Source organism: Streptomyces sp. NPDC039609, from assembly GCF_055596705.1.
This window is the reverse complement of record NZ_JBVIUJ010000001.1, coordinates 874,326-897,463: the sequence shown is the minus strand read 5'-3', so window position 1 is coordinate 897,463 and position 23,138 is coordinate 874,326. Positions and strand designations below refer to the sequence as shown.

Annotated in this window: 22 protein-coding genes; 9 read left to right on the top strand and 13 right to left on the bottom strand. The window is 70.8% G+C overall.

Annotated features, from left to right (window positions below):
* Window positions 1-3: 3 nt before the first annotated feature.
* The 3 genes from ACZ561_RS03940 to ACZ561_RS03930 form a co-directional block, all read right to left on the bottom strand.
* Window positions 4-1,161, bottom strand: a complete 1,158-nt coding sequence (locus ACZ561_RS03940) for a serine hydrolase domain-containing protein (RefSeq protein ID WP_470989316.1) — start codon at window positions 1,159-1,161, stop codon at window positions 4-6.
* Window positions 1,162-1,271: 110 nt separating this feature from the next.
* Window positions 1,272-1,997: an ATP-binding cassette domain-containing protein gene (locus tag ACZ561_RS03935; RefSeq protein WP_470989313.1), complete on the bottom strand. Its 726-nt coding sequence runs from the start codon at window positions 1,995-1,997 to the stop codon at window positions 1,272-1,274.
* Window positions 1,998-2,495: 498 nt separating this feature from the next.
* Window positions 2,496-2,861 (bottom strand): DUF4253 domain-containing protein, encoded by a 366-nt coding sequence (locus ACZ561_RS03930; RefSeq protein WP_470989310.1) that lies wholly within the window; start codon window positions 2,859-2,861, stop codon window positions 2,496-2,498.
* A 10-nt stretch (window positions 2,862-2,871) separates the two neighbouring features.
* On the opposite strand from ACZ561_RS03930, the gene ACZ561_RS03925 reads away from it, so the two are divergent.
* Entirely contained in the window at window positions 2,872-3,087 is a 216-nt protein-coding gene (locus ACZ561_RS03925) for a hypothetical protein (RefSeq protein WP_470989308.1), read from the top strand.
* A gap of 319 nt (window positions 3,088-3,406) precedes the next feature.
* On the opposite strand, the gene ACZ561_RS03920 is transcribed toward ACZ561_RS03925, so the two are convergent.
* Complete coding sequence (locus ACZ561_RS03920) at window positions 3,407-4,063, bottom strand: TetR/AcrR family transcriptional regulator (RefSeq protein WP_470989306.1); 657 nt, start codon at window positions 4,061-4,063, stop codon at window positions 3,407-3,409.
* 130 nt (window positions 4,064-4,193) lie between these two features.
* On the opposite strand from ACZ561_RS03920, the gene ACZ561_RS03915 reads away from it, so the two are divergent.
* Both ACZ561_RS03915 and ACZ561_RS03910 read left to right on the top strand, forming a co-directional pair.
* The gene (locus ACZ561_RS03915) at window positions 4,194-5,315 is read left to right on the top strand and encodes a serine hydrolase domain-containing protein (RefSeq protein WP_470989303.1); all 1,122 of its coding nucleotides are present in this window, start codon (window positions 4,194-4,196) and stop codon (window positions 5,313-5,315) included.
* A gap of 836 nt (window positions 5,316-6,151) precedes the next feature.
* Window positions 6,152-7,051 (top strand): aminoglycoside phosphotransferase family protein, encoded by a 900-nt coding sequence (locus ACZ561_RS03910; protein WP_470989300.1) that lies wholly within the window; start codon window positions 6,152-6,154, stop codon window positions 7,049-7,051.
* A gap of 54 nt (window positions 7,052-7,105) precedes the next feature.
* Here ACZ561_RS03910 and ACZ561_RS03905 read toward each other — a convergent pair whose 3' ends face one another.
* From ACZ561_RS03905 to ACZ561_RS03865, 9 genes are all read right to left on the bottom strand, one after another.
* Window positions 7,106-7,588: a GNAT family N-acetyltransferase gene (locus ACZ561_RS03905; RefSeq protein ID WP_470989297.1), complete on the bottom strand. Its 483-nt coding sequence runs from the start codon at window positions 7,586-7,588 to the stop codon at window positions 7,106-7,108.
* 106 nt (window positions 7,589-7,694) lie between these two features.
* A complete protein-coding gene (locus tag ACZ561_RS03900) occupies window positions 7,695-7,985 on the bottom strand; it encodes a hypothetical protein (RefSeq protein ID WP_470989294.1) in 291 nt (96 codons plus the stop codon).
* A gap of 246 nt (window positions 7,986-8,231) precedes the next feature.
* On the bottom strand, window positions 8,232-8,843 hold the full coding sequence (locus ACZ561_RS03895) for a TetR/AcrR family transcriptional regulator (RefSeq protein ID WP_470989291.1): 612 nt from the start codon (window positions 8,841-8,843) through the stop codon (window positions 8,232-8,234).
* A 70-nt stretch (window positions 8,844-8,913) separates the two neighbouring features.
* The gene (locus ACZ561_RS03890) at window positions 8,914-9,798 is read right to left on the bottom strand and encodes a 3-hydroxybutyryl-CoA dehydrogenase (protein ID WP_470989289.1); all 885 of its coding nucleotides are present in this window, start codon (window positions 9,796-9,798) and stop codon (window positions 8,914-8,916) included.
* Window positions 9,795-10,982, bottom strand: a complete 1,188-nt coding sequence (locus ACZ561_RS03885) for an acyl-CoA dehydrogenase family protein (RefSeq protein ID WP_470989286.1) — start codon at window positions 10,980-10,982, stop codon at window positions 9,795-9,797. Before ACZ561_RS03885 ends, ACZ561_RS03890 begins: the two co-directional genes overlap by 4 nt.
* Before the next feature lie 100 nt (window positions 10,983-11,082).
* On the bottom strand, window positions 11,083-12,255 hold the full coding sequence (locus ACZ561_RS03880; RefSeq protein WP_470989283.1) for an acyl-CoA dehydrogenase family protein: 1,173 nt from the start codon (window positions 12,253-12,255) through the stop codon (window positions 11,083-11,085).
* 149 nt (window positions 12,256-12,404) lie between these two features.
* A complete protein-coding gene (locus tag ACZ561_RS03875) occupies window positions 12,405-14,678 on the bottom strand; it encodes an acetate--CoA ligase family protein (protein ID WP_470989281.1) in 2,274 nt (757 codons plus the stop codon).
* 1 nt (window position 14,679) lies between these two features.
* Entirely contained in the window at window positions 14,680-14,871 is a 192-nt protein-coding gene (locus ACZ561_RS03870; RefSeq protein ID WP_329124485.1) for a ferredoxin, read from the bottom strand.
* Window positions 14,868-16,187, bottom strand: a complete 1,320-nt coding sequence (locus ACZ561_RS03865; RefSeq protein WP_470989278.1) for an NADH-ubiquinone oxidoreductase-F iron-sulfur binding region domain-containing protein — start codon at window positions 16,185-16,187, stop codon at window positions 14,868-14,870. Before ACZ561_RS03865 ends, ACZ561_RS03870 begins: the two co-directional genes overlap by 4 nt.
* A 119-nt stretch (window positions 16,188-16,306) precedes the next feature.
* Between ACZ561_RS03865 and ACZ561_RS03860 the strand changes: the two genes are divergently transcribed.
* From ACZ561_RS03860 to ACZ561_RS03835, 6 genes are all read left to right on the top strand, one after another.
* Window positions 16,307-16,564: a hypothetical protein gene (locus tag ACZ561_RS03860; protein WP_470989276.1), complete on the top strand. Its 258-nt coding sequence runs from the start codon at window positions 16,307-16,309 to the stop codon at window positions 16,562-16,564.
* Window positions 16,565-17,291: 727 nt separating this feature from the next.
* A complete protein-coding gene (locus ACZ561_RS03855; RefSeq protein ID WP_470989273.1) occupies window positions 17,292-18,707 on the top strand; it encodes an aromatic ring-hydroxylating oxygenase subunit alpha in 1,416 nt (471 codons plus the stop codon).
* A gap of 249 nt (window positions 18,708-18,956) precedes the next feature.
* A complete protein-coding gene (locus ACZ561_RS03850; protein WP_470989270.1) occupies window positions 18,957-20,087 on the top strand; it encodes a polyamine ABC transporter substrate-binding protein in 1,131 nt (376 codons plus the stop codon).
* A 1-nt stretch (window position 20,088) separates the two neighbouring features.
* Window positions 20,089-20,961, top strand: coding sequence for an ABC transporter permease (locus tag ACZ561_RS03845; RefSeq protein ID WP_470989267.1), 873 nt, complete (start codon window positions 20,089-20,091; stop codon window positions 20,959-20,961).
* 218 nt (window positions 20,962-21,179) lie between these two features.
* On the top strand, window positions 21,180-22,001 hold the full coding sequence (locus ACZ561_RS03840) for an ABC transporter permease (RefSeq protein WP_470989265.1): 822 nt from the start codon (window positions 21,180-21,182) through the stop codon (window positions 21,999-22,001).
* Window positions 22,002-22,006: 5 nt separating this feature from the next.
* The gene (locus ACZ561_RS03835) at window positions 22,007-23,119 is read left to right on the top strand and encodes an ABC transporter ATP-binding protein (protein ID WP_470990059.1); all 1,113 of its coding nucleotides are present in this window, start codon (window positions 22,007-22,009) and stop codon (window positions 23,117-23,119) included.
* Window positions 23,120-23,138 lie beyond the last annotated feature (19 nt).

The window sequence follows — 23,138 nt, the reverse complement described above, 5'->3', positions numbered from 1 at the left end:
GGGTCACTGGGCTCGACACAGAGCGGTGGAGAGCACCTTCATCGCGGCCTTCGCCGCTTCGTCGGGCATGGTCAGGCCGGTGTTGACGGACAGAGTGACCTGCCGCTTGCCGTCCGCCGAGGTGAAGCTGAAGGTCTGGTATCCGACGACCTCCCCCGTGTGTCCGACGATCGGCCCGTCGGACGGGCACGTGTTGCCGTTGCTCTCCAGCCCCAGGCCGTAGAAGCGCCCGGGCCTCGCGGGGTTCATGGGCTGCATCTCACGCATCTCCTTCATCAGACGGGGCGGCAGCAGCCGGCCGCCGAACAGCGCCTTGTAGAAGGAGTTCAGGTCGTGGGTGGTGGAGATCAGCGTCCCCGTGGCCCAGTAGGCGGCGGGGCTGAAGACGGTGAGGTCGGTGGGCTCGGCACCCGCTCCCCTGCCCTCGAGCCACTCGTAGCCGTGCAGATGCGGACCCGAAACCCTCGGGGTGCTCGGAAAAGAAGTGCCCTTCAGGTGAAGGGGCTTCAGGATGCGTCGGTCGATCTCGTGACGGAGCGGCTTCTCGGTGACGTACTCAATGAGCAGCCCGAGGACGACGTAGTTGGTGTTGGAGTACTCCCAGGTCGTGCCGGGGGCGGGCCTGTTCGGCAGGTCGGCGACGAGCTCGATGAGCTGGCGCGGGGTGTACGTCGCCTTCTGCGCGTCCCGTACCGGGTCGGGCTTCTGCAGCAGAACGTCGGTGTAGTCGGCCAGGCCGCTGGTGTGATGGAGCAGCTGCCGCACGGTGATGTGCTCACCCTCGGGAACCACACCGGGCAGCCGGCTCTCGATGTCGTCGTCGAGCTTCACCTTGCCCTCGGCCACGAGCTGAAGTACGACGGTGGCCACGAAACTCTTGGTCACACTCCCGGCCCGGAACCGGTCCCCGGCATGGGCGTCGCGGCCGGTGCCCACGTCGGCAGTCCCACTGCTGCCACGCCACAGCCCGCGCCCGTCCCGCACCTCGGCCACGGCTCCGGGGACGCCGGCGGCGACGGTGGCGTCGAGGGCCTGCTGGAGCGCGGTCCGATCGGCACCGACGCCGACTGTCGGCGCGGCCGCCGTGGCGGGGGTGACGGTGGGGACGAGTAAGGCGGCGGCGACGAGTACGGACGCGGCGGTGGTCTTGCGGTGCGACATGGGTGAGGCTTCCTCATCTGTCGTTGAGGCGTGTGGAGTTGGCTTCACCGTAGGACTGTGGAGGCGTTCCCGTGATCACGAGAAGGGATGAGCCACGGGCCTCGCTTCCCTTAGGGGGAGGCGCTTGCGGGGTCCCAGCCTTCCTGCGGTACGGAGGCGAGCAGGCGTTGGGTGTACGAGTGCTCGGGGGCGGTCAGTACCCGGCCGGTCGGGCCCTGTTCGACCACGACGCCCCGGCGCATCACCACCGTCTCGTCGGTGATGTGCTGGACGACCGCCAGGTCGTGGCTGACGAAGACGAGAGCCACACCGGTGTCGTGCCTGATCTCGTCGAGGAGTCGGAGGATCTGGGCCTGGATGGAGACGTCGAGCGCGGCGACCGCTTCGTCGAGGACGAGGATCTGCGGGTCCACGGCGAGCGCCCGGGCGATGGCGAGGCGCTGGCGCTGGCCGCCCGACAGCTCGTGGGGCTTCGCGTCCGCTTCGCGCGCACCGAGTCCGACCTGGTCCAGAAGCGTGGCGATGCGCTCGTCCGTCGCATCGTGACCGTGCAGGCGCAGTGCGATGCGGAGGCACTGGCGGGCTGTCAGCCGTGGGTCGAGCGAGACGTACGGGTCCTGTAAGACCATCTGGATCTCGCGGGCACGGGCCAGCCGGCCGCGGCGGGCGGGTCGGCCCCGGCCTCGCCCCCTACCCCCCACCGGCAACACCAACGAACCACTGACCGGCCTCGCCGTCGCCGACGTACTCGTGCTCGCCTCACCGCACTCGACGAGACCTCCGCCATCGAGCACTCCCATCAACTCAACGCACTGCGCAGCCAGTTGCAGGCGCACCCGGGGAACACCCGACACGGCGGCGGCACTTCCTGACGGGGTACGGTCACCTCGTGTGCCATTACGCCGAGAAGCCCTACAAGCTGCACTACGCGTGCGTGCCCTGTCGCGTCGCGTTCAAGCGGCACCCCAGGCCCGGAGAGCACCGATGCCCCCGATGTTCGGCGCCCATGCTCTGCGCCGGCCACGACTTCGCGGCCCCGCGGCGCCGGGACACCCGGGCATGGAGTGTGGTGGCCGCGGTGTTGAACGCCGGACTGCGGTACGAGGGCCGCGAATCCTGCGGCTGCGGCAAGGAGCCCAAGTTCCGCCCCCGTACCCGAGCCCAACTGCGAGCGCGCCGAATCGCGGCAGCCCGAACCGGCACGCAGCTCGCCGACATGCTCGGTCGCGCGGATCCGCAAGCGACGCCATGACTATGGCGGTCCGATGGCGCCGGCGCGCCGTCGGACCGGATGCAGTGAACCTGGCCAAGCGGAACAGCCCGGCCGTCCACGCCTAATCCCACCAGAACGACCAGGAAGTCCGTCCCAGCAGTTCCGTGGCGTACTCGGGAAATGGCGTGGGCGGGTCGTCGACGATGTTGTTCGCAGTCGACAGCACATGCTCCAGCGCGAGCAGGTTCGCATGCTCCGCTTCCACGGGTGGTCTCGCGACCGAGACATGCAGCTCACTGCGGAGCACCGCAACGACCTGTGCGCCGAAGCGGTCCTCCCAGCTCCGCAGAAGTGCACACAGCAGGGGCAGGGGTGCCTCCGCGGACCAGCCGATCGACGCCAGGGCATCGCTGCCGCATCGGGCGGGGACGAGAACGAGGTGAGACTCGTCCGGCCCCAACTGGCCCGTCTCGATGAGCCCGGTCAACAGGCTTGACGTGACTACCTCGGACGTCGGGCCTGCGGACCTCACCGGCATCTCCGGTGCCAGGCCCGGCCACTGCTCGAAGGGCGGCCCGGGATCGTGCGGCCACGGCTCGATTCCCTCAGGTGCCGGGGCCGGTGTCGGGTCCGTCCAGGACCGCAGCCTCCTGCGGCGGTACTCCGCGAAGTCCGCGGCCAACACCTCCTCCAAGCGGACGGAGTCGACCTGATCCAGGCTGAGCCGCCTCCCGAAGGCTTCGGGCGAGCACACGAGCGGGACCAGACCGTGTGCGCTGTGCTCGCTCAGCAGGCGAGGCCACAGCCGTTCGACGCCGTGAGGGAGTGCGTCGGAGACCCACACGCACACGGGACCAACGGACAGGAACCGGCCTGGAGGCAGACCATCGGGCAGGGCGAACGGCATGGCCGCACCCTAGACCGCGGTATCCGAAGCGCAACCGGCGGGGCCAGGAGCCGACCGCCCGCCGCCGGCCCCTGCCAGCAGACGGCCTGCAGTTGTACTGCTGGTGGTCGCTGTGACCCACCCTGTCACTGAGCGGATCCCTGCCTCACCCGGCCGAGCTGTGGACGTCGGCAGGTTCCGGTGAATACGCCGCCGAGTTGATCGTCCAGTGCGGCGAGTGTCGCTGACACCGGCGTGCGGTCGGGGTCGATGTGGGTGTGCAGGGCAAGCCCTTCCGTGAACGCGACGATCCGCCGGGCCGCGTCGTCCGCGTCGGCCTCCTGGGCGACCTCGCCACACACCGTGCCATTGCCGATGGCCCGAGCGACGCGTGAACGGATGCCCGCGAGGGTCTCTCGCTGGACGGCGGCAAGGCGGGCGTTGTGCGCGGCCTGCCCCCCGAAAGCGAGTCGGACCAGGAACTCGGCGCGGCGGGCGTCGTCGAGCGGAATCAACTCGGCCAGCGCCTGCCGCAGCATCTCGGCGATGGTGCGGCCCTCGGCCTCGCCCCGGTCCACCAGCTCCTCCACTCGTGCGGTGAAACGCTCGTTGACCCGGGTGAACGTGGCCAGCAGCATCTCGTCCTTCGCCGTGAAGTAGTGCTGTACCAGACCGACGGACACGCCCGCTTCAGCGGCGGTCCGCGCAACGGTCACGGCGGCGAGGCCGTCCCGCACGATCAGGCGTTGGACGGCGTCGGTGATCTGCCCGTGGCGGGCGTCATGGTCGGCAACTCTCGGCACGAGAGGACCGTACCGCGTGCTATAACCGTACGCCTATATTGTTATCAGAGAGGAGCTCTCGATGTTCCGACGACGCTCAACCCGCCTGTTAGGTCCGGCACTTGCCCTCGCCCTCCTCCTGCCACCGGGTATGGCCTCCGCAGGCCAGGCCCACGAAGGACGGTCGGCGGGAAGCCATCGCGACCCGGCTCTGCAGGCCCTGGTCGACCAGGTCGTGGCCGACCCGAACCCCAACCCGGGCGCGTTCCTGCTCGTCCGCGACGGTCTGACCGCCCGCTTCGGCGCCGCCGGCGTCGCCGACAGGGCCACCGGTTCGCCGATGACACCGGACCTGAGGTTCCGCGCCGGGAGCGTCACCAAGACCTTCACCGCGACGGTCGTCCTGCAACTCGTCGCCGAGCACCGGGTACGGCTCGACGACACCGTGCAGAGTCTGCTGCCCGATCAGGTCCGTTCGGACAACGCCTTGTCCGGCGAGCCCATCACGGTGCGCCAGCTGCTCAACCACACGAGCGGGCTGTACGACTACATCGACGGGCTGCTTCCGCACTTCCGCAGCATCGACCAGTACTGGCCCCGCGAGCAGCTCATCGGCATCGGCCTTGCCCAACCGCGCTACTTCCCGGCTCCCGGCACCCGATTCCGGTACTCCAACACCAACTATCTGCTACTCGACCTCATCGTCGAACGGGTCACCGACCGCGACCTGCGCACCAATCTCGAACGCCGCATCTTCCAGCCTCTCGGACTTCGCGACACCTCGTATCCGCTGGCGCGGACCACGATCGACGGAGCGCATGTCCACGGCTACGCGGACGTCTCGCTCCTGTTGCCGAAAGCGCCGGACGCCACGCGATTCGACGTCACCGCGTTCAGCCCGTCCGAGGCCGGCGCATCGGGCGCTCTGGTGACCACCGCGGCCGACACCGCACGCTTCTACCGGGCCTTGCTGCAAGGACGTCTGCTTCCTTCGACCCTCCTCCGCGCCATGCTCACCGACATGGTCCCCACGACCGGCAGCGCCCCACCGGCCGTCGCGTACGGCTTGGGCATGTACGTCTACGCCACCGAATGCGGTCTCGCGTACGGCCACGGCGGTACCGCGCCGGGGTACGTGACCTTCGCCCTCAACAGCCGCGACGGGCGCGGCCAGCTCGTCGCCCACACCAACTGGAGCTCGTTCGTCGATACCGGGATCGACACCGACTTCTGGGCCGCCTTTCAGCAGGGGTACTGCAGCAAGCCCGAATGACCGGCCGCGCACTGCGCCTGTACGACTGGAGGGAGCCCGGCAGCCGCCGCGCCGGGGCCGTGGTCCGGGCCCGGGCGGGCAGCCACGAGCAGCCCCGGGGGGTGGGGGTGTCCCCGCACGCGACGGCGGCGCCCTGCTCCTCGCCCTGGTACGGGACGGGTACGGGAGCGGATCGGCCGGCGGGGTGGGGGCCGGGTTCGGCTCGCGGCCTTTCCAGAGTTCCTGCAGCAGGACGCCGAGATCCGAGCCGACCGCCGCCGAATGGTCGCATCGGCCGGGGGTGCGCCCGCCCATCGTGCGGCGAGCCGCGGGCGCCAGGGCGTGGAGGGGTAGGGCGACTTCCCCAGGGTGGATGTGTGACGCAGGTTGTCGCTGGGGTGGGTGAACCATCTGGCGTACGGGGCCCCGTGCCGCGCTCGCAGGCGTCAGCGGATGGCTGCGAGGTGTTCCTGTTCGGATGAACCTGGGGCGATCACCGCGTAGGACGGCTTGTGGCGCGGGTAGGCCGGAAACGTCGGAGTGCCGACGTCCGCCCCCTGATCACGAGGCCGGTACCCATGTCTCATAGCGCAGCCGTAGGACGGGAGTGCGAGGAGCCGCTTCACGAGCGAAGTCGCCGCGCCGGTGGCTCGAGCCCCTCGGTCGAGGTCACGTACAAGGCCAGAGTCGCCGTAGCCGTGCGCGCTTGCCGTTCAGCGGCCTCGCGGCCGCCCCTTTAGATGCGACCGGCAGCGGGATCGATCGCCGGGGCGAGCGGCACAGAGCAAGAGGAGGCCACCTTTGCGGACACCCCCACCCACTCCCCTGTGTCCGTGCGATCCGGAGAAGGGTCGTACGTGACGCTCGACGCCCCCATGCCCGCCGACCTGCAGCAGTGGGTCGCACACCGTCTGCCCGGCCATGCGAACGTCATGGACGTCCTGGACGTCTCCTGGCCGCGCGGCGACTCCAAGGTCTGGCGCGTGGCCTCTGACACGGCAGCGGCGTACGTGAAGTTGAGCCCGACCCCGGAGGACTTCGCGCGCGAGGTACGCGGCTACCGCCATGCGGCCCGCTGTCTCGCCACCGGTGAGGCACCTCGTCTCCTGGCCTCGGATCTCGGCCTGCGGGCCATCATGACCTCGCCTCTGTCGGGTCACGTCGTCCGTGGCTTCCCTCTCACCGCCGATGCCGAAACCCGCGTACACGAGCTCGCCGGCCGGCTGCTCAGGCGGTGGCACGATCATCCCGTGCCGGCCACCCGGGGGGTACGCGACGACATCATGACGTCGGTCGCCCAGAAGGCGGACGAGGCCACAGCCTGTGTGGAGCGCGTCTCCGAGTACCTCACCGACGCCCAGCGTGACCTGGTCCAGCGAGCGGGCCGCGAGCTGCCCGGGCTCGCCGATGATCTCCCGCTGGTCTTCCGACATGGCGACTACTCGACTCGCAACTGGCTCTGGGACCACAGGCGCGGCACCCACAGCCTGATCGACTTCGAGAAGTCCGACTACGGCATCGCCGTCGAGGACTTCGTCTGGCTGTGCTGCACGTCCTGGCCCACACGCCCGGATCTCAAGCCGGCCTTCCTCGACGGCTACGGACGCTGGTTGTCCGACACCGAGCGGCGGGCTCTGCCCCTCTTCACCGCACGTCTGGGCATTTCCTACCTCACCGCGGGGATCACGAAGCAGGAACCGAACCTCGTCCATCGCGGCCGGACCATCCTCACGCGCATGGTGCGCGCCTCGGTGTGACCGTCCGCACCTCGCGTCCGCAAGCGGCCATGTCATCGAAACGGACTGCCGCTGTCACCGGGTGTCGCCGGCGCGAACCTGCCCGGGGCGCCACACATACCGGATGTCCGGCTCACGTTCTTCGTTGCGGTGACCGTCGGTGCACTCGGCAGCCATGAAGCCGTGCCGCTCATAGAAGCGACGTGCCGACTCGTTGACCTGGAACGTCCACAGCGCCAACCCGGCCGGACAACGCTGTTTCGCCTGCTGCACGAGGCGGCCGCCGATGCCCTGACCCTGCCAGTCCGGATCGAGGTAGAGCTGGTCCAGGTCCTCGCCGTCGAGGACCATCATCCCGACCACCGAGTCCCCGACCGTCGCCACCCACGCGTCCTGGCGGGGCACGACGACCTCTCTGATCCAGGACCGGACCTGGTCGTCCGTATGCGCCCGGCGCACGCTCGGCAGCGCTGCTGTGAAGGAACGCAGCCACACCTCGGCCATCGCAGCGGCATCGGAGTCGACCGCACGACGGACGACACAGTTGTTGATCTCCACAGCGACGCATGCTCGCAGACATGCGACGCGGCCGCACGCGACTTCTCCGTGACGCTCGCACCGGGTCGGGACCCGGCGAACCCTGCGGCCGTCGCGCACCCTCGGCTCAGTGCTCGCGGATCCTCGACCACCACCAGCCGCCCGCTGTCCGATCGTTCACCTGCCAAGGGTTCGGCAGAGTGCGACGCTCGAACTCGTCGTCGATGCGAGCGATCAGCCGGCCAAGATCATGCCGGGCACCGCGAGGGAGGTGCAGCATGGCCTCCTCCAGATCGTCGCGCGCATATTCGACCTCCAGTCCCGGCTGCCAGACGGGGGACGCGTTCAGATAGCGGCCGGGCTGTTGGAACGCCCACTCGAAGCGGTCGAGCGCGTCGGCGACCGCGTCGGTCCACATCCGCTCGTTCTCGACGCGGCGGACGGCTGCACGCGTCCTCGCGGAGACCCCACCGATCCGACGAACCACAACATGTCTGCGAGGCCGCCAGCGCTCTGCGCGGACGGCCTTCGGGCGCCTACGCGGCATCGCCCTTTCTGATCAGCATGTCGTCATCGTGCCACGAAGGGAGCCGGATCCGCACCCACGATCGATCTCCCCCTCCACGAGAGACGTGTTCGTCCAAGGCGCCCTCGTCGTGTCGCGTCAGACCGCCGGAAAGTCCGGCGCGATTCCGAGGGTGGGGGCGATCGTTCGCCAGATCGTCGATCTGGCGGTGGCGAGATCGACACGGGGGTCGTCGATCATCACGCGGATGCCGAGACCGTCGCAGAGCGCCAGGGTCAGGGTGCTGACCGAAGCGACGTCGCACTCGGTGAACTCACCTGAGGCGATGCCCCGTTCGACCGCCCCGCCGACCCAGGTGTGGAGTTGGTCGTAGAGGTCGACGGCGAGGTGCCGGGCCGTCGCGTCGCGGCCCGCGCGTACCCAGAGCTCCTGCCAGAGTTTCCAGTCCTGGCGGAGTTCGGCGTCCGTCGGGAGCATGGTGCTCACGATGCGGGCCAGGACGACCGCCGCCGGGACCTGGTCGGCGTCGGCGTCGAGGTCCGTGCCGGTCTGGGCGAAGGAGTGTGTCATCGCTTCGGCGAAGAGCTTCTCGCGGGTGTCGAAGTGGTAGTGCAGCAGGGCCTTCGACACACCGGCGTGCTCGGCGACCTTGCGCATACTGATGTTCTCGAAGCCGATGTCGGCGATCACCTCGCACGCGGCCGTGAGGATTCGCTCGCGCGTCTCGAGTGCGCGCTCGGCCTTGGTCACGTTGGCTACTCCCCGTGTCAGTGCTTGTGGTGCGGGTGGGCGGGCCCGGGCGGCCGGTCCCGCCGGACCATCATCCCTGCCCGTCGCCCGTTCGGGCCGGGTAGGTGTGGAACCCCCGGCCCGTCTTGCGGCCGAGCAGGCCCGCGTCCACCATCCGGGCCAGCAGCGGAGGCGGCGCGTACAGCGGCTCCCGGTACTCCGCGTACATCGACCGCGCGATGGCCTGGACGGTGTCCAGGCCGATCAGATCGGCCAGTGCGAGCGGTCCCAGCGGGTGGGCGCAGCCCAGGGTCATGCCCTGGTCGATGTCCTCCGCGGACGCCGTGCCGGACTCCGCCATCCGCACCGCCGCCAGCAGGTACGGCACGAGGAGTGCGTTCACGACGAAGCCGGACCGGTCCTGTGCCCGGATGACCCGTTTGCCCAGGACATCGGAGGCGAAGACGCGCGCCCTCAGGGCGGTCTCCTCCCCGGTGAGCAGCGACGGTACGAGCTCGACCAGCGGAAGTACCGGTACGGGGTTGAAGAAGTGCAGTCCGACCACCTGCGCCGGCCGCGAAGTGGCGGCGGCCAGCCGGATGACGGGGATGGAAGAGGTGTTCGTCGCCAGCACGGCGTCCCGGCGTTCCACCGTCGCGTCGAGCCGGGCGAAGACCTCCAGCTTCGCGCGCTCGTCCTCGGCCACCGCCTCGACGACGAGGTCCCGGTCCGCCATCCGGTCCCAGTCGGTGGTCAGCGTGATCCGGTCGGTCGCGGTGTCCCGCTCGGCCGCCGTCAGCTTTCCGGCGGCCGCGGCCCGCGTGAGGGAGCGGGTGATGCGGCGCAGGCCGGCCTCCGCGGCCGGCCCGTCCGACTCCACCACCACGACGTCCCGGCCGGCGCGGGCGCAGACCTCGGCGATGCCGGAGCCCATCAGGCCGCAACCCACGATCCCGACCCGTTCGACGTCGGTCATCGGTTGGCCCTCTCCCGCGCGGCCGGCATCTGCAGAACACCCGTGCCGCGCTTGACGAGTTCGCCCGCGATGATCAGGCGCTGGATCTCGGAGGTGCCTTCCCAGATGCGGTCGACGCGCAGCTCGCGGTAGAGACGCTCGACCGGGTACGAGCGGTCGTAGCCACGGCCGCCGAAGATCTGCAGGCACCGGTCGATGACGCGGCCGGACGCCTCGCTCGCCGACAGCTTGGCGATGGCCGCCTTTGCGTGCAGCGTCTTGCGGTCGATCCGGCCCTCGTCGACCTCCCAGGCGACCTGGTGGGTGTAGGCGCGGTTGACGGCGATGTCCACCGCGCAGTCGGCGAGCATCCCCTGGATCAGCTGGAAGTCGGCGATGGGGGAACCGAACTGGCGGCGCTCCACCGCCCAGTCGCGGGCCAGCTCCAGAGCCCGCTCGGCCGCCCCCACGGTCCTGGCGGCGATCATGAGGCGTTCCTCGGAGAACCAGGAACGGGTGATGTCGTAACCGTTGCCCACCTCCCCGAGCACGGCCTCGTCGGGGACGTGCACATCGGTGAAGGTGAACTCGGGGTGCTCGTAGACGAATGTGTGCATCCAGCGGGGCACCCGGGTCATCTCGACGCCCGGTGTGTCCTTGTCGACGAGGAAGAGGGTGGGAGCCCGCTCCTCCCCTGCCACGGCGAGCACGATCACGAAGTCGGCGTGGTCGCCGACGGTGACGAACCACTTCTCGCCGTTGAGCACCCAGCCGCCGGTGGTCCGCGTCGCCGTGGTCCGCAGGCTCTGCGGGTCGGAACCGGCCTCCCGCTCACTCACCGCGTAGCAGTCACGGCGCTGCCCCCGGATCACTGGCACGAGGTACCGCTCGCGCTGCTCGGGCGTGCAGAAGGAAAGCGCGTTGGCCGGGCGCCACACCATGTCCCACAGTGCGCCGGTGAGCCTGCCCAGCTCCTCCTGGACCGTGACCTGCTCCAGGATGGTGAGGCCGGCGCCGCCCCACTCCGCCGGCATGTTGACCGCCTGCAGACCGCTGTCGAGGACGGCGTCGCGGATCTCGGTGTGGGCCTGCGGGGGCAGGCCGTTGTTCTCCTCGCAGTCGAGCTCGTACTTGGTGATGAAGTCGGTCAGGGCACGCGCCGCGCCCTTGAGCTCTTCCTGACGGGTGGTGAGACGGAAGTCCATGGGGTGATTCCTCTGGGTCGTGGTGGGGACGGCGGGGTGGGGAGGCGGGACGACGTCGTGGGACGTCGTGCGGAGGGGCGTCGTGGCAGGGGGACGGTCGTCAGTTGCCGGGCAGCGCGAGTGCCTGTGTGCCGCGCTTGATCAACTCGTTGGCGATGATCAGACGCTGGATCTCGGAGGTGCCTTCCCAGATGCGGTCGACGCGCAGTTCGCGGTACATCCGCTCGACGGGGTACGAGCGGTCGTAGCCACGGCCGCCGAAGATCTGCACGCACCGGTCGATGACCCGCCCCGCGGCCTCGCTCGCCGCGAGCTTCGCCGTCGAGGCCTTGGCGTGCAGGGTCTTGCGGTCGGTGTGCGGCTGATCGGCTTCCCAGGCGACCTGGTGGGTGTAGGCGCGGTTGACGGCGATGTCCACCGCGCAGTCGGCGAGCATCCCCTGGATCAGTTGGAAGTCGGCGATGGGGGAACCGAACTGGCGGCGCTCCACCGCCCAGTCGCGGGCCAGCTCCAGAGCCCGCTCGGCCGCCCCCACGGTCCTGGCGGCGATCATCAGCCGCTCGTCGGTGAACCACTCCTTCGTCAGCTCGTAGCCGTTGCCGACCCCGCCGAGCACGTCCTCGTCCGGAACGAACACGTCCGTGAAAGTGAACTCGGGATGCCCGTTGACCGCGGAGTGCATGAAGCGCGGGACCCGGGTCATCTCCACGCCGGGCGCCTGCTTGTCCACGAAGAACAGGGTCGCGGCCCGCTCCGGACCGGCATCGGCCTGCACCAGCAGGAAGTCGGCGATGTCCCCGCAGGTCACGAACCACTTCTCGCCGTTCAGCAGCCAGCCGCCCTCGGTGCGGGTCGCGGTGCTGGTACCCGATCCGGGGTCGGAGCCGGCCCCGGGCTCGGTCACCGCGAAGGCGTCGAAGCGCTCGCCGCGGATCACGGGCAGCAGGTACTTCTCGCGCTGCGCCTCGGTGCCGTACGCGAGGACGTTCGCGGGCCGCCAGGGGATGTCCCAGAGGCAGTTGGTGACCTTGCCGAACTCCTCCTCGACGATGACCTGGTCGAGGAGGGACAGACCCGCACCGCCCCATTCGGCGGGCATGTTGATGGCGTAGACGCCCGCGTCGATGGCGGCACGCGTCAGTTCGCGGACGGTGTCGGCGGGGAGCGGGCCGCCGGCCTCCTCGGACTGGTCCTCGTACCTCATCAGAAGCCGGGTGTAGGCGGCGGCACGCGCCTTGAGGTCGGCCTGCTCGGGTGTGTAGCGGAAGTCCATGTGTCCTCCAGGGAAAGGGGGTGGGAGGGGGCGTGAGGCGGGCGGCCGGTGAAGCGGCTCGTGTGTCTGGGGCCGGGCTGGAGGCGGGGCCGGGCTGATGCCGTGGCCTGGGCCGGGCCGGTTTGGGGTTGGGGTTGGGGTGGGCGATCTCAGCCGAGGACGGCCCGGGCGTCCAGGGCCAGGGCGCCCTCAGGGCGTACAAGGAGGGGGTTGACCTCCAGCTCGGCGATCTCCGGGTGGGCGGCGGCCACGGCGGTGATGCGTTCGATCACGGCGGCCGCGGCGGCCACGTCGACGGCCGGTCGGCCGCGTACGCCCGCAAGCAGCGCGGCGGTCCGCAGCCCGCGGAGCAACTCTTCGGCCCGCCCGGCGGGTACGGGCGCGAGCGAGAAGGCGACGTCGCGCAGGGTCTCGGTGAGAACCCCTCCGAGCCCGACCATGGCCACCGGCCCGAACCGCGGGTCGCGGTTCACACCCACGATCAGCTCGACACCGTCCGAGAGGTCGGCCATCGCCTCGACCGAGTACGAGGGGGCGCCCAGCCGGGCATGCATGTCCCGGTACGCGGCGAGGAGGGCGTCGCGGTCGGCCAGGCGCAGCGCCACTCCGCCGGCGTCGGACTTGTGCAGTACGTGCAGGGCCTTCAGCACGTAGGGGCCGTCGAACTCCCCTGCCGCAGCCAGCAGTCCGGCCTCGTCGGTGATCTCGCGGGCGGACGGGAACGGCACTCCGGCGTCTTCCAGCAGCGCCCGGATCCCGTGGTAGCCGGGGTCCCGCAGCGGCGGCTGAGCAGCGGGCAGCGGCGCGATGCGGGACGACGTGTCGCATGCGGATCCGGACGACGGCCGTGCCGACGCTCCGGGGGCCGCAAGGGACGCGGTCCCGGAAGACTCCCCGGACGAAGACGCGGAAGACGTGGAAGACGCCCCGGACGAAGGCCCGGAGGGCGTCTCGGAAGAGGCCCCGCAGGGCACCTCAGCGGTCGCCTCGGCGGATGCCTCGGGCGTCGCCTCCGATGGCGGACAGACCACCGCCCTGCCCGTCATCGCCGCCAAGGCGCGGGCGGCGTCCTCGGTGGCGGAGAACACCGGGACTCCGCCCTCCACCAACACCCGACAGCTCGGCGACTGCGGGTACATCGACTGCACGACCAGGGGCTTCGGCGTGGCGGCGAGGTGTGCGACGATCTCCTTCGCCGCCCGCGTCTCGCCCTCCGCCAGGACGGAGCCGCCGGCGGGGCTCCCGCCCAGGCCGCCGTCGGAGGCGGCGTAGCCACCGAAGTACCCCGTCATGAGGACGGCGTCGACCTCCTCCGACGCGAGCAGTTCCGCGACGGTGTCGGCGTAGGAGAGAGGGCGCTGCTCCCCCATCCCGGCCAGGTCGACTGGGTTGCCGACCGCGGACTGCTCCCAGAGCACCGTCCGCAGCCGGTCCTGCGCCGGCGCGTCGAGCTCCGGCACGTCGAGCCCGGCGTCCTCGGCGGCGTCGGCCGCGACGGCGCCGTGGCCGCCGCCGTCGGTGAAGACCGCGGTCCGCCGTCCGCTCGTGCGCGCCCCACCACTCAGGGCGGCCAGCACGATGGTCATCTCCCTCGGTGTACGGACGAGTTCGACGCCCGCGTCGCGGCAGGCGGCGGCGACCACGTCCGCCGAGGTGGTGAGCGCTCCGGTGTGCGACTGGGCGCTGCGTGCCGAGGCGGTGCCCCGGCCGGCGGTGAGCAGGACGACCGGTTTGCCCGCCTCGGCCGCCGCCCGGGCGAACGCCCTGCCGTCGCCGAAGTCCTCCGCGTACACGGCGATCACCGAGGTGGCTTCGTGGCGGGCGCAGTCCTCGACGAGGTCGACGAGGGTGACGTCGGCCTGGTTGCCGAGGGAGACGAAGCGGGAGAAGCCGAGACCGTGCGGCGCGCCGCGGAGCTGTAGTTCGAGGGCGAGGTTGCCGCTCTGGCTCAGCAGGGCGACGCCGCCGGGTGCGAACCGGTCCGAGGCGAGGTACAGCTCGGTGGTGTTGTCGGCGATGCCCAGGCAGTTGGGCCCGACGAGGACGGCTCCGGCGTCACGGACGCGCGTGGCGACCGCCCGCTGCCGGGCCAGTCCGGCGGGGCCGGCCTCCGCGAATCCGGCGGTGATGCCGACGATCGCCTTCGCCCCACACGCCAGCGCGTCGTCCACGGCGGCCTCGAAACCGGCGCCCGGTACGGAGATCACCACCAGTTCGACGGGTTCGCCGATCTCGGCGAGGGAGGTGGCCGCCGTCCGGCCGAGGACGGTGCCGCCACGCCGGTTGACGAGGTGCACGGGCCGCCGGTCGGGCGCGCGCAGCGCCTGGGAGGCCACGGCGTGGCCGTACTTCGCCGGGTCGTCGCTGGCGCCGACGACGGCGACGGAGCCGGGGTCGAAGAGCGAGGTCAGGTCGCGTCCCATGTCAACGCTCCAGTCGAAGGGCGGAGTTGGGGCAGCTGGCCGCACAGGCCCGCGCCTCGTCCTCGGCGGCGGGCGGGACGGAGAGGGCGATGACGTTCGCGTACCCCCACTCGTCGAGTTCGACGAGCTCGGGTGCGTGTTCCTGGCACAGTCCGTAGCCCTGGCAGAGGGTGGAGTCCAACAGGAGTTTCACGGCGTTCCTTTCAGCACGGGCAGCGGAGTACGGGACGGGGTGACGGGGGTGGTGGAACCGGCGGCGGCGTCCGTGACCGCGGGCACGGCCACGGTGAGGCGCCCGGGAGCGCCCGTGCGAGGGCGTGCGGCGCAGGCGGCGCACGGCAGGTCGAGGTGGTACGGGACGAGGTCGGGGAAGGCGTGCAGGAGGCTGCCGGCGGTACCCGCGGCGGCGTCGAGCAGACCGCACGCGCCGCGTCCTGGCAGGCCCTGCGACCACCGGTGGAGGTGGGTGGCGGTGTCGGGCCCTGCCGAGCCCGCCGCGAGGGCGTCCAGGGCGTCGCGGATCGCCGCCGTACCGGACACGCAGACTCCGCACTGGCGCGCGCTCTCGGCCGCGAGGTGGCCGACCGCGTCGGCGGCGGTGGACACTGGGCAGGTGTCGGCGGCGAGGAAACGGATCGCTCCGCAGCCGAGCGCGGTTCCGGCCGCGGCGAGTGCGTCGGGTTCGAGGGGGAGTTCCAGGGCGCGGACGTCGACGAGTCCGCCGAACAGCCCGCCCATGAGCGCTCCGGCCGCGTCGGGGGTGCCCTGCAGCGCCGCGAGGGTGCGCAGTGGGACGCCGTACGGGACTTCGGTGAGCACGGCGGTCGTGGTGCCGCCGGACAGCGTGACCAGGGTGGTCCGGGCGATCCGCTCGCGCAGACCGGGTCGGGCGGCCGTCAGGGCGATCCGGGCGAGCGTCTCGACGTTGGCGACCAGGGTCGGTGCGCCGCCGACGCCCTTCTCGAAGGGGCGGGGCGGTTTGGCGGTGGGCAGGGCCGGGCCGCCGTCGATCCTGCGTACGACCGCGGTCTCCTCGCCGGCGACGTAGGTGTGGGCGGTCTCCACGACCTCGACGGGCAGGGGAGAGCGGTGCTCGGCGAGGGCCCGGCGGACGCGTGCGCCCGCTTCCGGGTCCGAGAGGTAGACGTAGCCGCGTACGGCGCCGGTGATCGCGGCAGCGTGGGCGAGGCCGTCGAGGACCAGGTGGGGACGGGCCCGCAAGAGCCAGCGGTCCTTGACCGAACCGGGCTCGCCCTCCTCCCCGTTGGCCACGACGACCGGGGCGCCGCCCTGCTCGCGTACGGCGCGGAGCTTGACGGCGGCCGGGAAGCCTGCCCCGCCGCGGCCGCGCAGTCCGGACGCCTCGAGATGGCGCAGCAGCTCGTCCGGGTCGGTGGCCTCGGCGTACCCGCCGGTCGCGCGGTAGGCGGCGGCGCTCTCGGTGACGTCCGGCGCCGCTCCGAGTACGGATCCCGGGGACTGTGCCGTCGGGTACCGGATCGTGGTCATCGGCTCTCTCCAGTGCGGGGGTGCTGGGTGCGCAGGGTCCGTACCGCCCGTTCCAGCGCGGCGCGGTCCCCCGAGGTGCGGCCGTATCCCGCGCCCGGGAGGCCGATGAGCATGTGGTGATGGTCGAGGACCACCTCGGCGGCGAGGAGGGCGGCCGCGTGGTCGTCGGGCGGAGGTGGGGGGCTGTTCTTGACGTGGCCGGGGTCGCGGCTTTGGTTGGGCACCTGGCTTTGAGCTTGGCCTTGGCCCTGAAACTGGCCCTGAGCTTGGCCTTGAGCTTGGCCGTGGCCTTGGCCGTGGCCTGGGCCTTGGCCTTGGCTGTCACCGTGGCCTTGGCTGTCACCGTGGCCTTGGCTGTCGCCCTGGCCGTCGCCTGACCTCACCGTCCGTGCCGCCACGGCCGTGACCAGGGCCGTGACCTCGGCGAGGTAGCGCAGCCAGCTGTGTCGGCTGCCCCGCAGGACCAGGCGTTCCACGCGGCACCGCTCGGCGGCCGCCAGCTCCGCCCGGTCGGCGGACGATGTGTGCGCGGCACCCGATGCAGTGCCTGATGCGGCGCCGGAGGCGACGCGCAGCGCGGCGACCGCCGCGGGCAGTTCCCGCTCGGGTTCGGGGGTGAGCCCGAGCCAGTCCAGACGCCGACGAGCGCTCATGGGTGCCTCCGCGAGAGGTGGGATGCCGTGGCCGGACCGGACGGGTGGCCGAGGGAGCCGAGGGCGGGGTATGTGGGCCCGGGGCTCGCCACGGGAGTGCCGGTGGCGTGCGGCAGAGGGAGGGAGGAAGAGGTGCGCGGCCCCCTGGCGGGTGCCGGGGCGCGCCGGGCTGCGTCCGATCCGACGAGCAGATGCGCAGGTCAGAGGCGGATGAACGCCGGAGCAGCGACATGGAGCAGACTCACTGACCGATCGGTCAGCCAGGAATCACGCTAGCTGACCAATCGGTCAGCGTACAAGTCTTGACCCGACGGAATTCAGCCAGCACTCTGGCTGTCCAATCGGTCAGTCTGGTCCCGGCGCCCGCCCCGACCACCTGCCCGCAGCTGGGTCGTCTCGACATCGATGCCCGACACCGATCGCCGCACGGCCGGCACGGAGGAGTCACACGATGCAATCCAGAGCCCCCGAAACACCCCTCAGCCCGCCCGGCCGGGACGCTCCGGCCCAGGTGGCTCCCGCCCAGGAAGCCCCCGTCCAGGACACCCCCACCCTGGCCGGCCCCACGAACGACACCCCTGCCCCGGACACCCCCACCCTGGCCGACCCCACGAACGACACCCCTGCCCCGGACACCCCCACCCTGGCCGACCCCACGAACGACACCCCTGCCCAGGACACCCCTACCCTGGCCGACCCCGCACAGGACGCCGCGGGCCGGAACGCTCCGAGGCGGAGCGCGCCCGTCGAGGACGTCCCCGGTCCCGCGCTCTCGGCCCGGTACTACACCGACCCCGACACCGCCGCCGCGGAGATGCGGCACGTCTTCGCCAAGTCCTGGCAGGTCGTCTGTCACGAATCCGACCTGCCGAATCCCGGAGCCCGGCTGGCCGCCAAGGTCGCGGACCGGGAGGTGCTGGTCGTCCGCACCGAGGACGGCGGCCTGGCCGCCCATCTCAACGTGTGCCGCCACCGCGGAACGCGCCTGGTCACCGACCCCGAACCGGTCGGCAAGGCGATCCGCTGCCCGTACCACGGCTGGACGTACCGACTCGACGGAAGCCTGGTCGGAGCCCCGGAGGCGCGGCAGATCCCCTGCCTCGACAAGCCTCGTCTCGGTCTCTTCCCGGCCCGCGTCGAGTCGTTCCTCGGATTCGTCTTCGTCAACCTCGACCTCGACGCCGTACCGCTGGCAGAACAGTGCGCGGGACTCGCCGAGGCGGTCGGCCACTACGCCGGAGCCGATCTGGTGCCGGTCGGGCGCGACCGGATCCACGACCTCGCCCGGGCCGAAGTACAGGACGCCAACTGGAAGGTGGCGGTCGACAACTACCTGGAGGGGTACCACGTCCCGGTCGCGCACCCCGGCCTGATGCGACTGCTCGACTACCAGGGCTACACCTGCGAGATCGAGGAGTCCTACGTGCTCTTCACCTCGCCCCTACGGGACAAGCCGTCCTCGAACTGGGCCGAACGCCTCTACCAGCGCATCGCCGCACCCATGCCCGGCCTCGGCGAGGCCGACCGTCGGGTCTGGCGTTACGCGGTGATCTACCCCAACACCCTCATCGACTTCTACCCCGACCACGTCCTGGCCTGGACCGCGATCCCGACGGCGACGGAACGGGTGGCCGTACCAGGCGGGTTCTACACCCGCCGCGGCACGAGCCTGCGCACCCGGCTCGCCCGGCGCCTCAACATCCACATCGGCTGGATCACCAACGACGAGGACGCCGAACTGGTCGCCCGCGTCCAACGGGGGCTCTCCACCCCCGGGTTCGAGCCGGGTCCGCTGTCGCGACGGGAGTCGGCGGTGGGTTGGTTCGCCGAGCGCATCCGGGCGGATCTCGACGCAGCGGACGGGTGAGCCACCGCGGCCGAGGCCCGCTGCTCCGACCCACCGTGGCCCAGGCGCGCTACCCCGTCTCACCCGGCCAAGGCCTGCCGCATCCGACCCACCGCGGCCGAGGCCAGCTGCACCAGACCACCCCGCCGCACCCCAACCCCGCCGCACGTCACTCCACCCCACCTCCGCACACCGCGTCCTCGCGCACCGCGCCCCGACGTCCCGTTCGTTCCTCCGCCGTCCCCCCGCGGCCCTACGGAGAGGACCCAGATGTCCCCCGAGGCACGTTCCCTGTCCCGACGTTCACTGCTCCGCGCCGGAAGCGCCGCGGCCCTCGGCCTCACGGCGGCCGGCTGCGGATTCTCGTCCGCCGGCGACCCGGCCGGAAAGGCGGCCGAGGACAAGCCGATCGACGTCGAGGTCGACGGCGACCTCGTCTACTTCAACTGGGCCGACTTCGTCGACCCCGCCGTCTTCGCCGGCTTCGAGAAGGAGTACGGCGTCAAGGTCGTCCAGTCGAACTTCGACTCGATGGAAGGCATGGTCGCCAAGCTCAACGCCGGTAACCGCTACGACATCGTCTTCCCCACCGCGAAGTGGGCGGAGCGCCTCACCCAGGGAGGCCGACTGCGCCGGATCGACCACACCCGGCTGAAGAACGCCGAGGCGGTGTTCGGCACCTACGACTACTTCGCCAACCCCTGGTACGACCCGCAGTCCGCGCACACGGTCCCCTTCACCATGTACAAGACCGGCATCGGCTGGCGCAGGGACCGGCTCGGCGATCTGACCGGCTCCTGGGACGACCTGTGGAACGACCAGGCCAAGGGCAAGGTCTTCGTCCTCGACGACCGCGACGAGGTGCTCGCCATCGGCGCGCTCAAGCACCGCCTCCGTCTCACCACCGACAGCCCCGACGACCTCGAAATCGTCACCGACACCCTCCGCTCGCTCCGCCCCCGGCTGCGCGGCTTCTCCAGCGACAGCTACAACAACCTCCTCAACGGCAACGCCGACATAACCCAGGCGTGGAGCGGGGACATGGCCGCCATGCTCGCCCAGGCGAAGGACCCGTCCGTCTTCGGCTTCCAGGTCGCCCGGGAGGGCGCACCCGTCAACTCCGACTGCTACGCCATCCCCGCCGACGCGCAGCACCCCGGCACCGCGATGCTCTTCATCGACTACATGCTCCGCCCGGAGAACGTGAAGAAGAACATCGAGTACATCGGCTACCCGATGCCGGTCCGCGGCAGCGAGGACACGTACGCCGCGCTCGTGGAGCCCTTCCCCCAGTGTCAGGTGACCACGTCCGACCTGAAGGACGACCTGTTCTACCGCAACGGCACGGCGCAGGGCGAGAAGGCCCGCGACGCCGCCTGGACCGATGTGAAGGCCGGCTGACATGGAACTGCGCAATCGACGGCGACGGCCGGACCGGCTGTGGACCTGGCTGATGCTGCCGGGCACCTTGTGGATGACGGCCTTTCTCGTCGCCTCGCTGATCCTGGTGGCCACCCTCGCGTTCGGCACCACGGACCCGCTCGGAAACCCGCACTTCGGACTCGACTTCGGCAACATCGCCGCGCTGGCCGACCCGGCGTACCGCACCGTCCTGCTGCGCTCCCTCGGCTACGCGCTCATCACCTGTGTCATCTGCCTGGCCGTGGCCTACCCGGTCGCGTACGCCATCGCGATGAGCGGCGGACGCTTCAAGAACCTGCTGATCGCCGCGATCGTCGTGCCGTTCTTCGCCAACTACCTGGTACGGATGTACGGCTGGTCCGTCGTTCTCTCCGACGACGGGCCGCTGCTGAGGGCACTGCGCGCGATCGGCGTCGCCGACGACGGCACAAGGATCCTGCAGACCGGCGTCGGCGTCGTCGCCGGACTCGTCTACGGATTCGTCGTCTTCATGATCATCCCGCTGTACGCGGCCATGGAACGCATGGACACCTCGCTCATCGAGGCCGGACGCGATCTGTACGGAGGTCCTCTGCGGACCTTCCTCTTCGTCACCGTCCCCGCCACCCGGCAGGGCGCGGCCGCCGGCTGCGTCCTCGTCTTCCTACCCGCCATGGGTGACTTCGTCAGCGCCCAACTCATGGGAGGTCCCGACCAGATCATGATCGGCAACCTGATCCAGGACAAGTTCTTCCAGGGCCAGAACTGGCCCCTCGGGTCGGCCCTGACCATGCTGCTGATGGCGGTCCTGTTCCTCGGGATGCTCGGCTATCTGCGACGTACCCGCAAGGACGAGGCGGAGGCGGCCCGATGACGCGACAGGTTCCCCCGGCGAACACCACGGCGGACCCGCAGCCCGACCTGGCGAACGCCCCCGCTGACCCAGAACCCGACCCGGCGAACACCACCGCTGACCCAGAACCCGACCTGGCGAACACCCCGTCGGACCCGCAGCCGGACCCGCCGGCCGGAGCCCCTACGAAGCTTCCCGTCACGCCCCCGAGCGCCCCTCCCCCCGTCCGCCGAAAGCCCGTGGCGCGCCGCGGAGCCGAACGCCGGCCGCGCTTCGCCATCGCGGTCACCGCGCTCTTCTTCGCCCTCCTCTACCTCCCCGTCGGCGTCGTCGTCCTCTTCTCCTTCAACTCGCAGAAGTCCCTCACCGTCTTCGAGGACGTCAGCCTGCGCTGGTACGGGGCGTTCCTCCGCGACGACGTGCTCCTCGACTCGCTCGGCATGAGCCTGCAGGTCTCCCTCGTCGCCATGGCCGGCTCGCTGGTCCTCGGCGTGGCTCTGGCGCTCGGTCTGGTCCGAAGCCGAGGCCGGCTCGGCTCCTTCGCCGGTCTGGTCATGCTCGTGCCGCTGATCACCCCGGAGATCGTCACCGGTGTCGCCGCGATGCTCCTGTTCAAGGGCCTGGGCATCACCTTGTCGACCACGACCGTGATGCTCGCCGAGATCACGTTCTCCATCTCCTACGTGACGGTGATCCTGCGCTCGCGCATCGCCGCCCTCAACCCGGAGATCGAGGAAGCGGCGATGGACCTCGGTGCGACCCGCCGGCAGGCACTGCGCCTCGTCACGCTGCCCGCGCTGCTCCCCAGCATCCTCGCCTCGGCGGTCCTGATCTTCGCCCTCGTCTTCGACGACTTCGTCCTCGCCTACTTCACCACCGGCGTCGACCCGCAGCCCCTGTCGGTCCGCATCTACTCGGCGATCAGGTTCGGCGTCCAGCCGACCATCAACGCCGTCGGCACCCTCATGCTGGCCGGCTCCATCGGACTCATCGTCCTCGCGCTCGCCATCCCGCGCCTCTTCGGCCGGCGCGGCGGCCTCGACCTGCTCTCCGGGAAGTGACCTCCATGCACCCGCACCCCGCCGTCCGGCTCGACCGGGTCAGCAAGCAGTACGCCGGCGCGCCCGCCGCCACCCATGCCTCCCCCGACAGCCCCGCACACGCCTACGCCGTCCGTGACATCAGCCTCGACATCGCCCAGGGCGAGTTCTTCTCCCTCCTCGGCCCCTCCGGCTGCGGCAAGACGACCCTGCTCCGCATGATCGGCGGCTTCGCCGACCCCACCGAGGGCAGCGTTCTGCTCGGCGGCGACGACGTGACCGGCCTCCCGCCCAACAAGCGCAATGTCAACACGGTCTTCCAGAGCTACGCCCTCTTCGACCACCTCTCGCTCGCGGACAACGTGGCCTTCGGCCTCAAGCGCAAGCGCATCGCGCGCGCCGAGACCCGCCAACGGGTCGCCGACATGCTCGATCTCGTCCAGCTCGGACATCTTGCCGACCGCAAGCCGCCCACGCTCTCCGGCGGTCAGCGCCAGCGCGTCGCCCTCGCCCGCGCCCTGGTCAACCGTCCCCAGGTCCTGCTGCTCGACGAGCCGTTGGCCGCCCTCGACCTGAAGCTCCGTCGCCGGATGCAGGTCGAGCTCAAGCAGATCCAGCGCGAGGTCGGCATCACCTTTCTGTTCGTCACCCACGACCAGGACGAGGCGCTGACCATGTCGGACCGACTCGCGGTCATGAACGAGGGACGTATCGAGCAGTGCGGCACGCCGGAGGACGTGTACGAGCGGCCGACCAGCAGCTTCACCGCCTCCTTCCTGGGGACCTCCAACCTCGTCCCCGGCACCTACCGCTCCGGCGAGGTCGTACTCGACCAGGGCCCCGCCCTGCCGGTCGGCACCCGCACCGGCGTCGCCGACGGCAGCCGGGTCAGCCTCTCCCTCCGCCCCGAGAAGATCTGGCTCTCCGACTTCGAAGCGGGCATGGCCAAGGTCACCGGCGTCGTACGGGAGACCGTCTACTCCGGCCCGACCACCACCTATCTCATCGAACTGGCCCCCGGCATCACCGTGCACGTACTGGAGCAGAACACGTTCCGCTCCCGTATGGAGGACCGCTGGAGCGGCGGCGAGCAGGTCGAGATCGGCTGGAAGCCCGAACACTGCCTGGTCCTCGACTGACCCGCCCCGCCCCTGGCAC

Bases quoted from the DNA above. Each gene is read 5' to 3' on its own strand.
- ACZ561_RS03865 (WP_470989278.1), bottom strand. From the start codon at position 16,187: ATGACCACGATCCGGTACCCGACGGCACAGTCCCCGGGATCCGTACTC.
- ACZ561_RS03845 (WP_470989267.1), top strand. From the start codon at position 20,089: ATGGAACTGCGCAATCGACGGCGACGGCCGGACCGGCTGTGGACCTGG.
- ACZ561_RS03880 (WP_470989283.1), bottom strand. From the start codon at position 12,255: ATGGACTTCCGCTACACACCCGAGCAGGCCGACCTCAAGGCGCGTGCC.
- ACZ561_RS03940 (WP_470989316.1), bottom strand. From the start codon at position 1,161: ATGTCGCACCGCAAGACCACCGCCGCGTCCGTACTCGTCGCCGCCGCC.
- ACZ561_RS03860 (WP_470989276.1), top strand. From the start codon at position 16,307: ATGGTCGAGGACCACCTCGGCGGCGAGGAGGGCGGCCGCGTGGTCGTC.
- ACZ561_RS03915 (WP_470989303.1), top strand. From the start codon at position 4,194: ATGGCCTCCGCAGGCCAGGCCCACGAAGGACGGTCGGCGGGAAGCCAT.
- ACZ561_RS03875 (WP_470989281.1), bottom strand. From the start codon at position 14,678: ATGGGACGCGACCTGACCTCGCTCTTCGACCCCGGCTCCGTCGCCGTC.
- ACZ561_RS03850 (WP_470989270.1), top strand. From the start codon at position 18,957: ATGTCCCCCGAGGCACGTTCCCTGTCCCGACGTTCACTGCTCCGCGCC.
- ACZ561_RS03835 (WP_470990059.1), top strand. From the start codon at position 22,007: ATGCACCCGCACCCCGCCGTCCGGCTCGACCGGGTCAGCAAGCAGTAC.
- ACZ561_RS03885 (WP_470989286.1), bottom strand. From the start codon at position 10,982: ATGGACTTCCGTCTCACCACCCGTCAGGAAGAGCTCAAGGGCGCGGCG.
- ACZ561_RS03855 (WP_470989273.1), top strand. From the start codon at position 17,292: ATGCAATCCAGAGCCCCCGAAACACCCCTCAGCCCGCCCGGCCGGGAC.
- ACZ561_RS03890 (WP_470989289.1), bottom strand. From the start codon at position 9,798: ATGACCGACGTCGAACGGGTCGGGATCGTGGGTTGCGGCCTGATGGGC.
- ACZ561_RS03900 (WP_470989294.1), bottom strand. From the start codon at position 7,985: ATGTGGACCGACGCGGTCGCCGACGCGCTCGACCGCTTCGAGTGGGCG.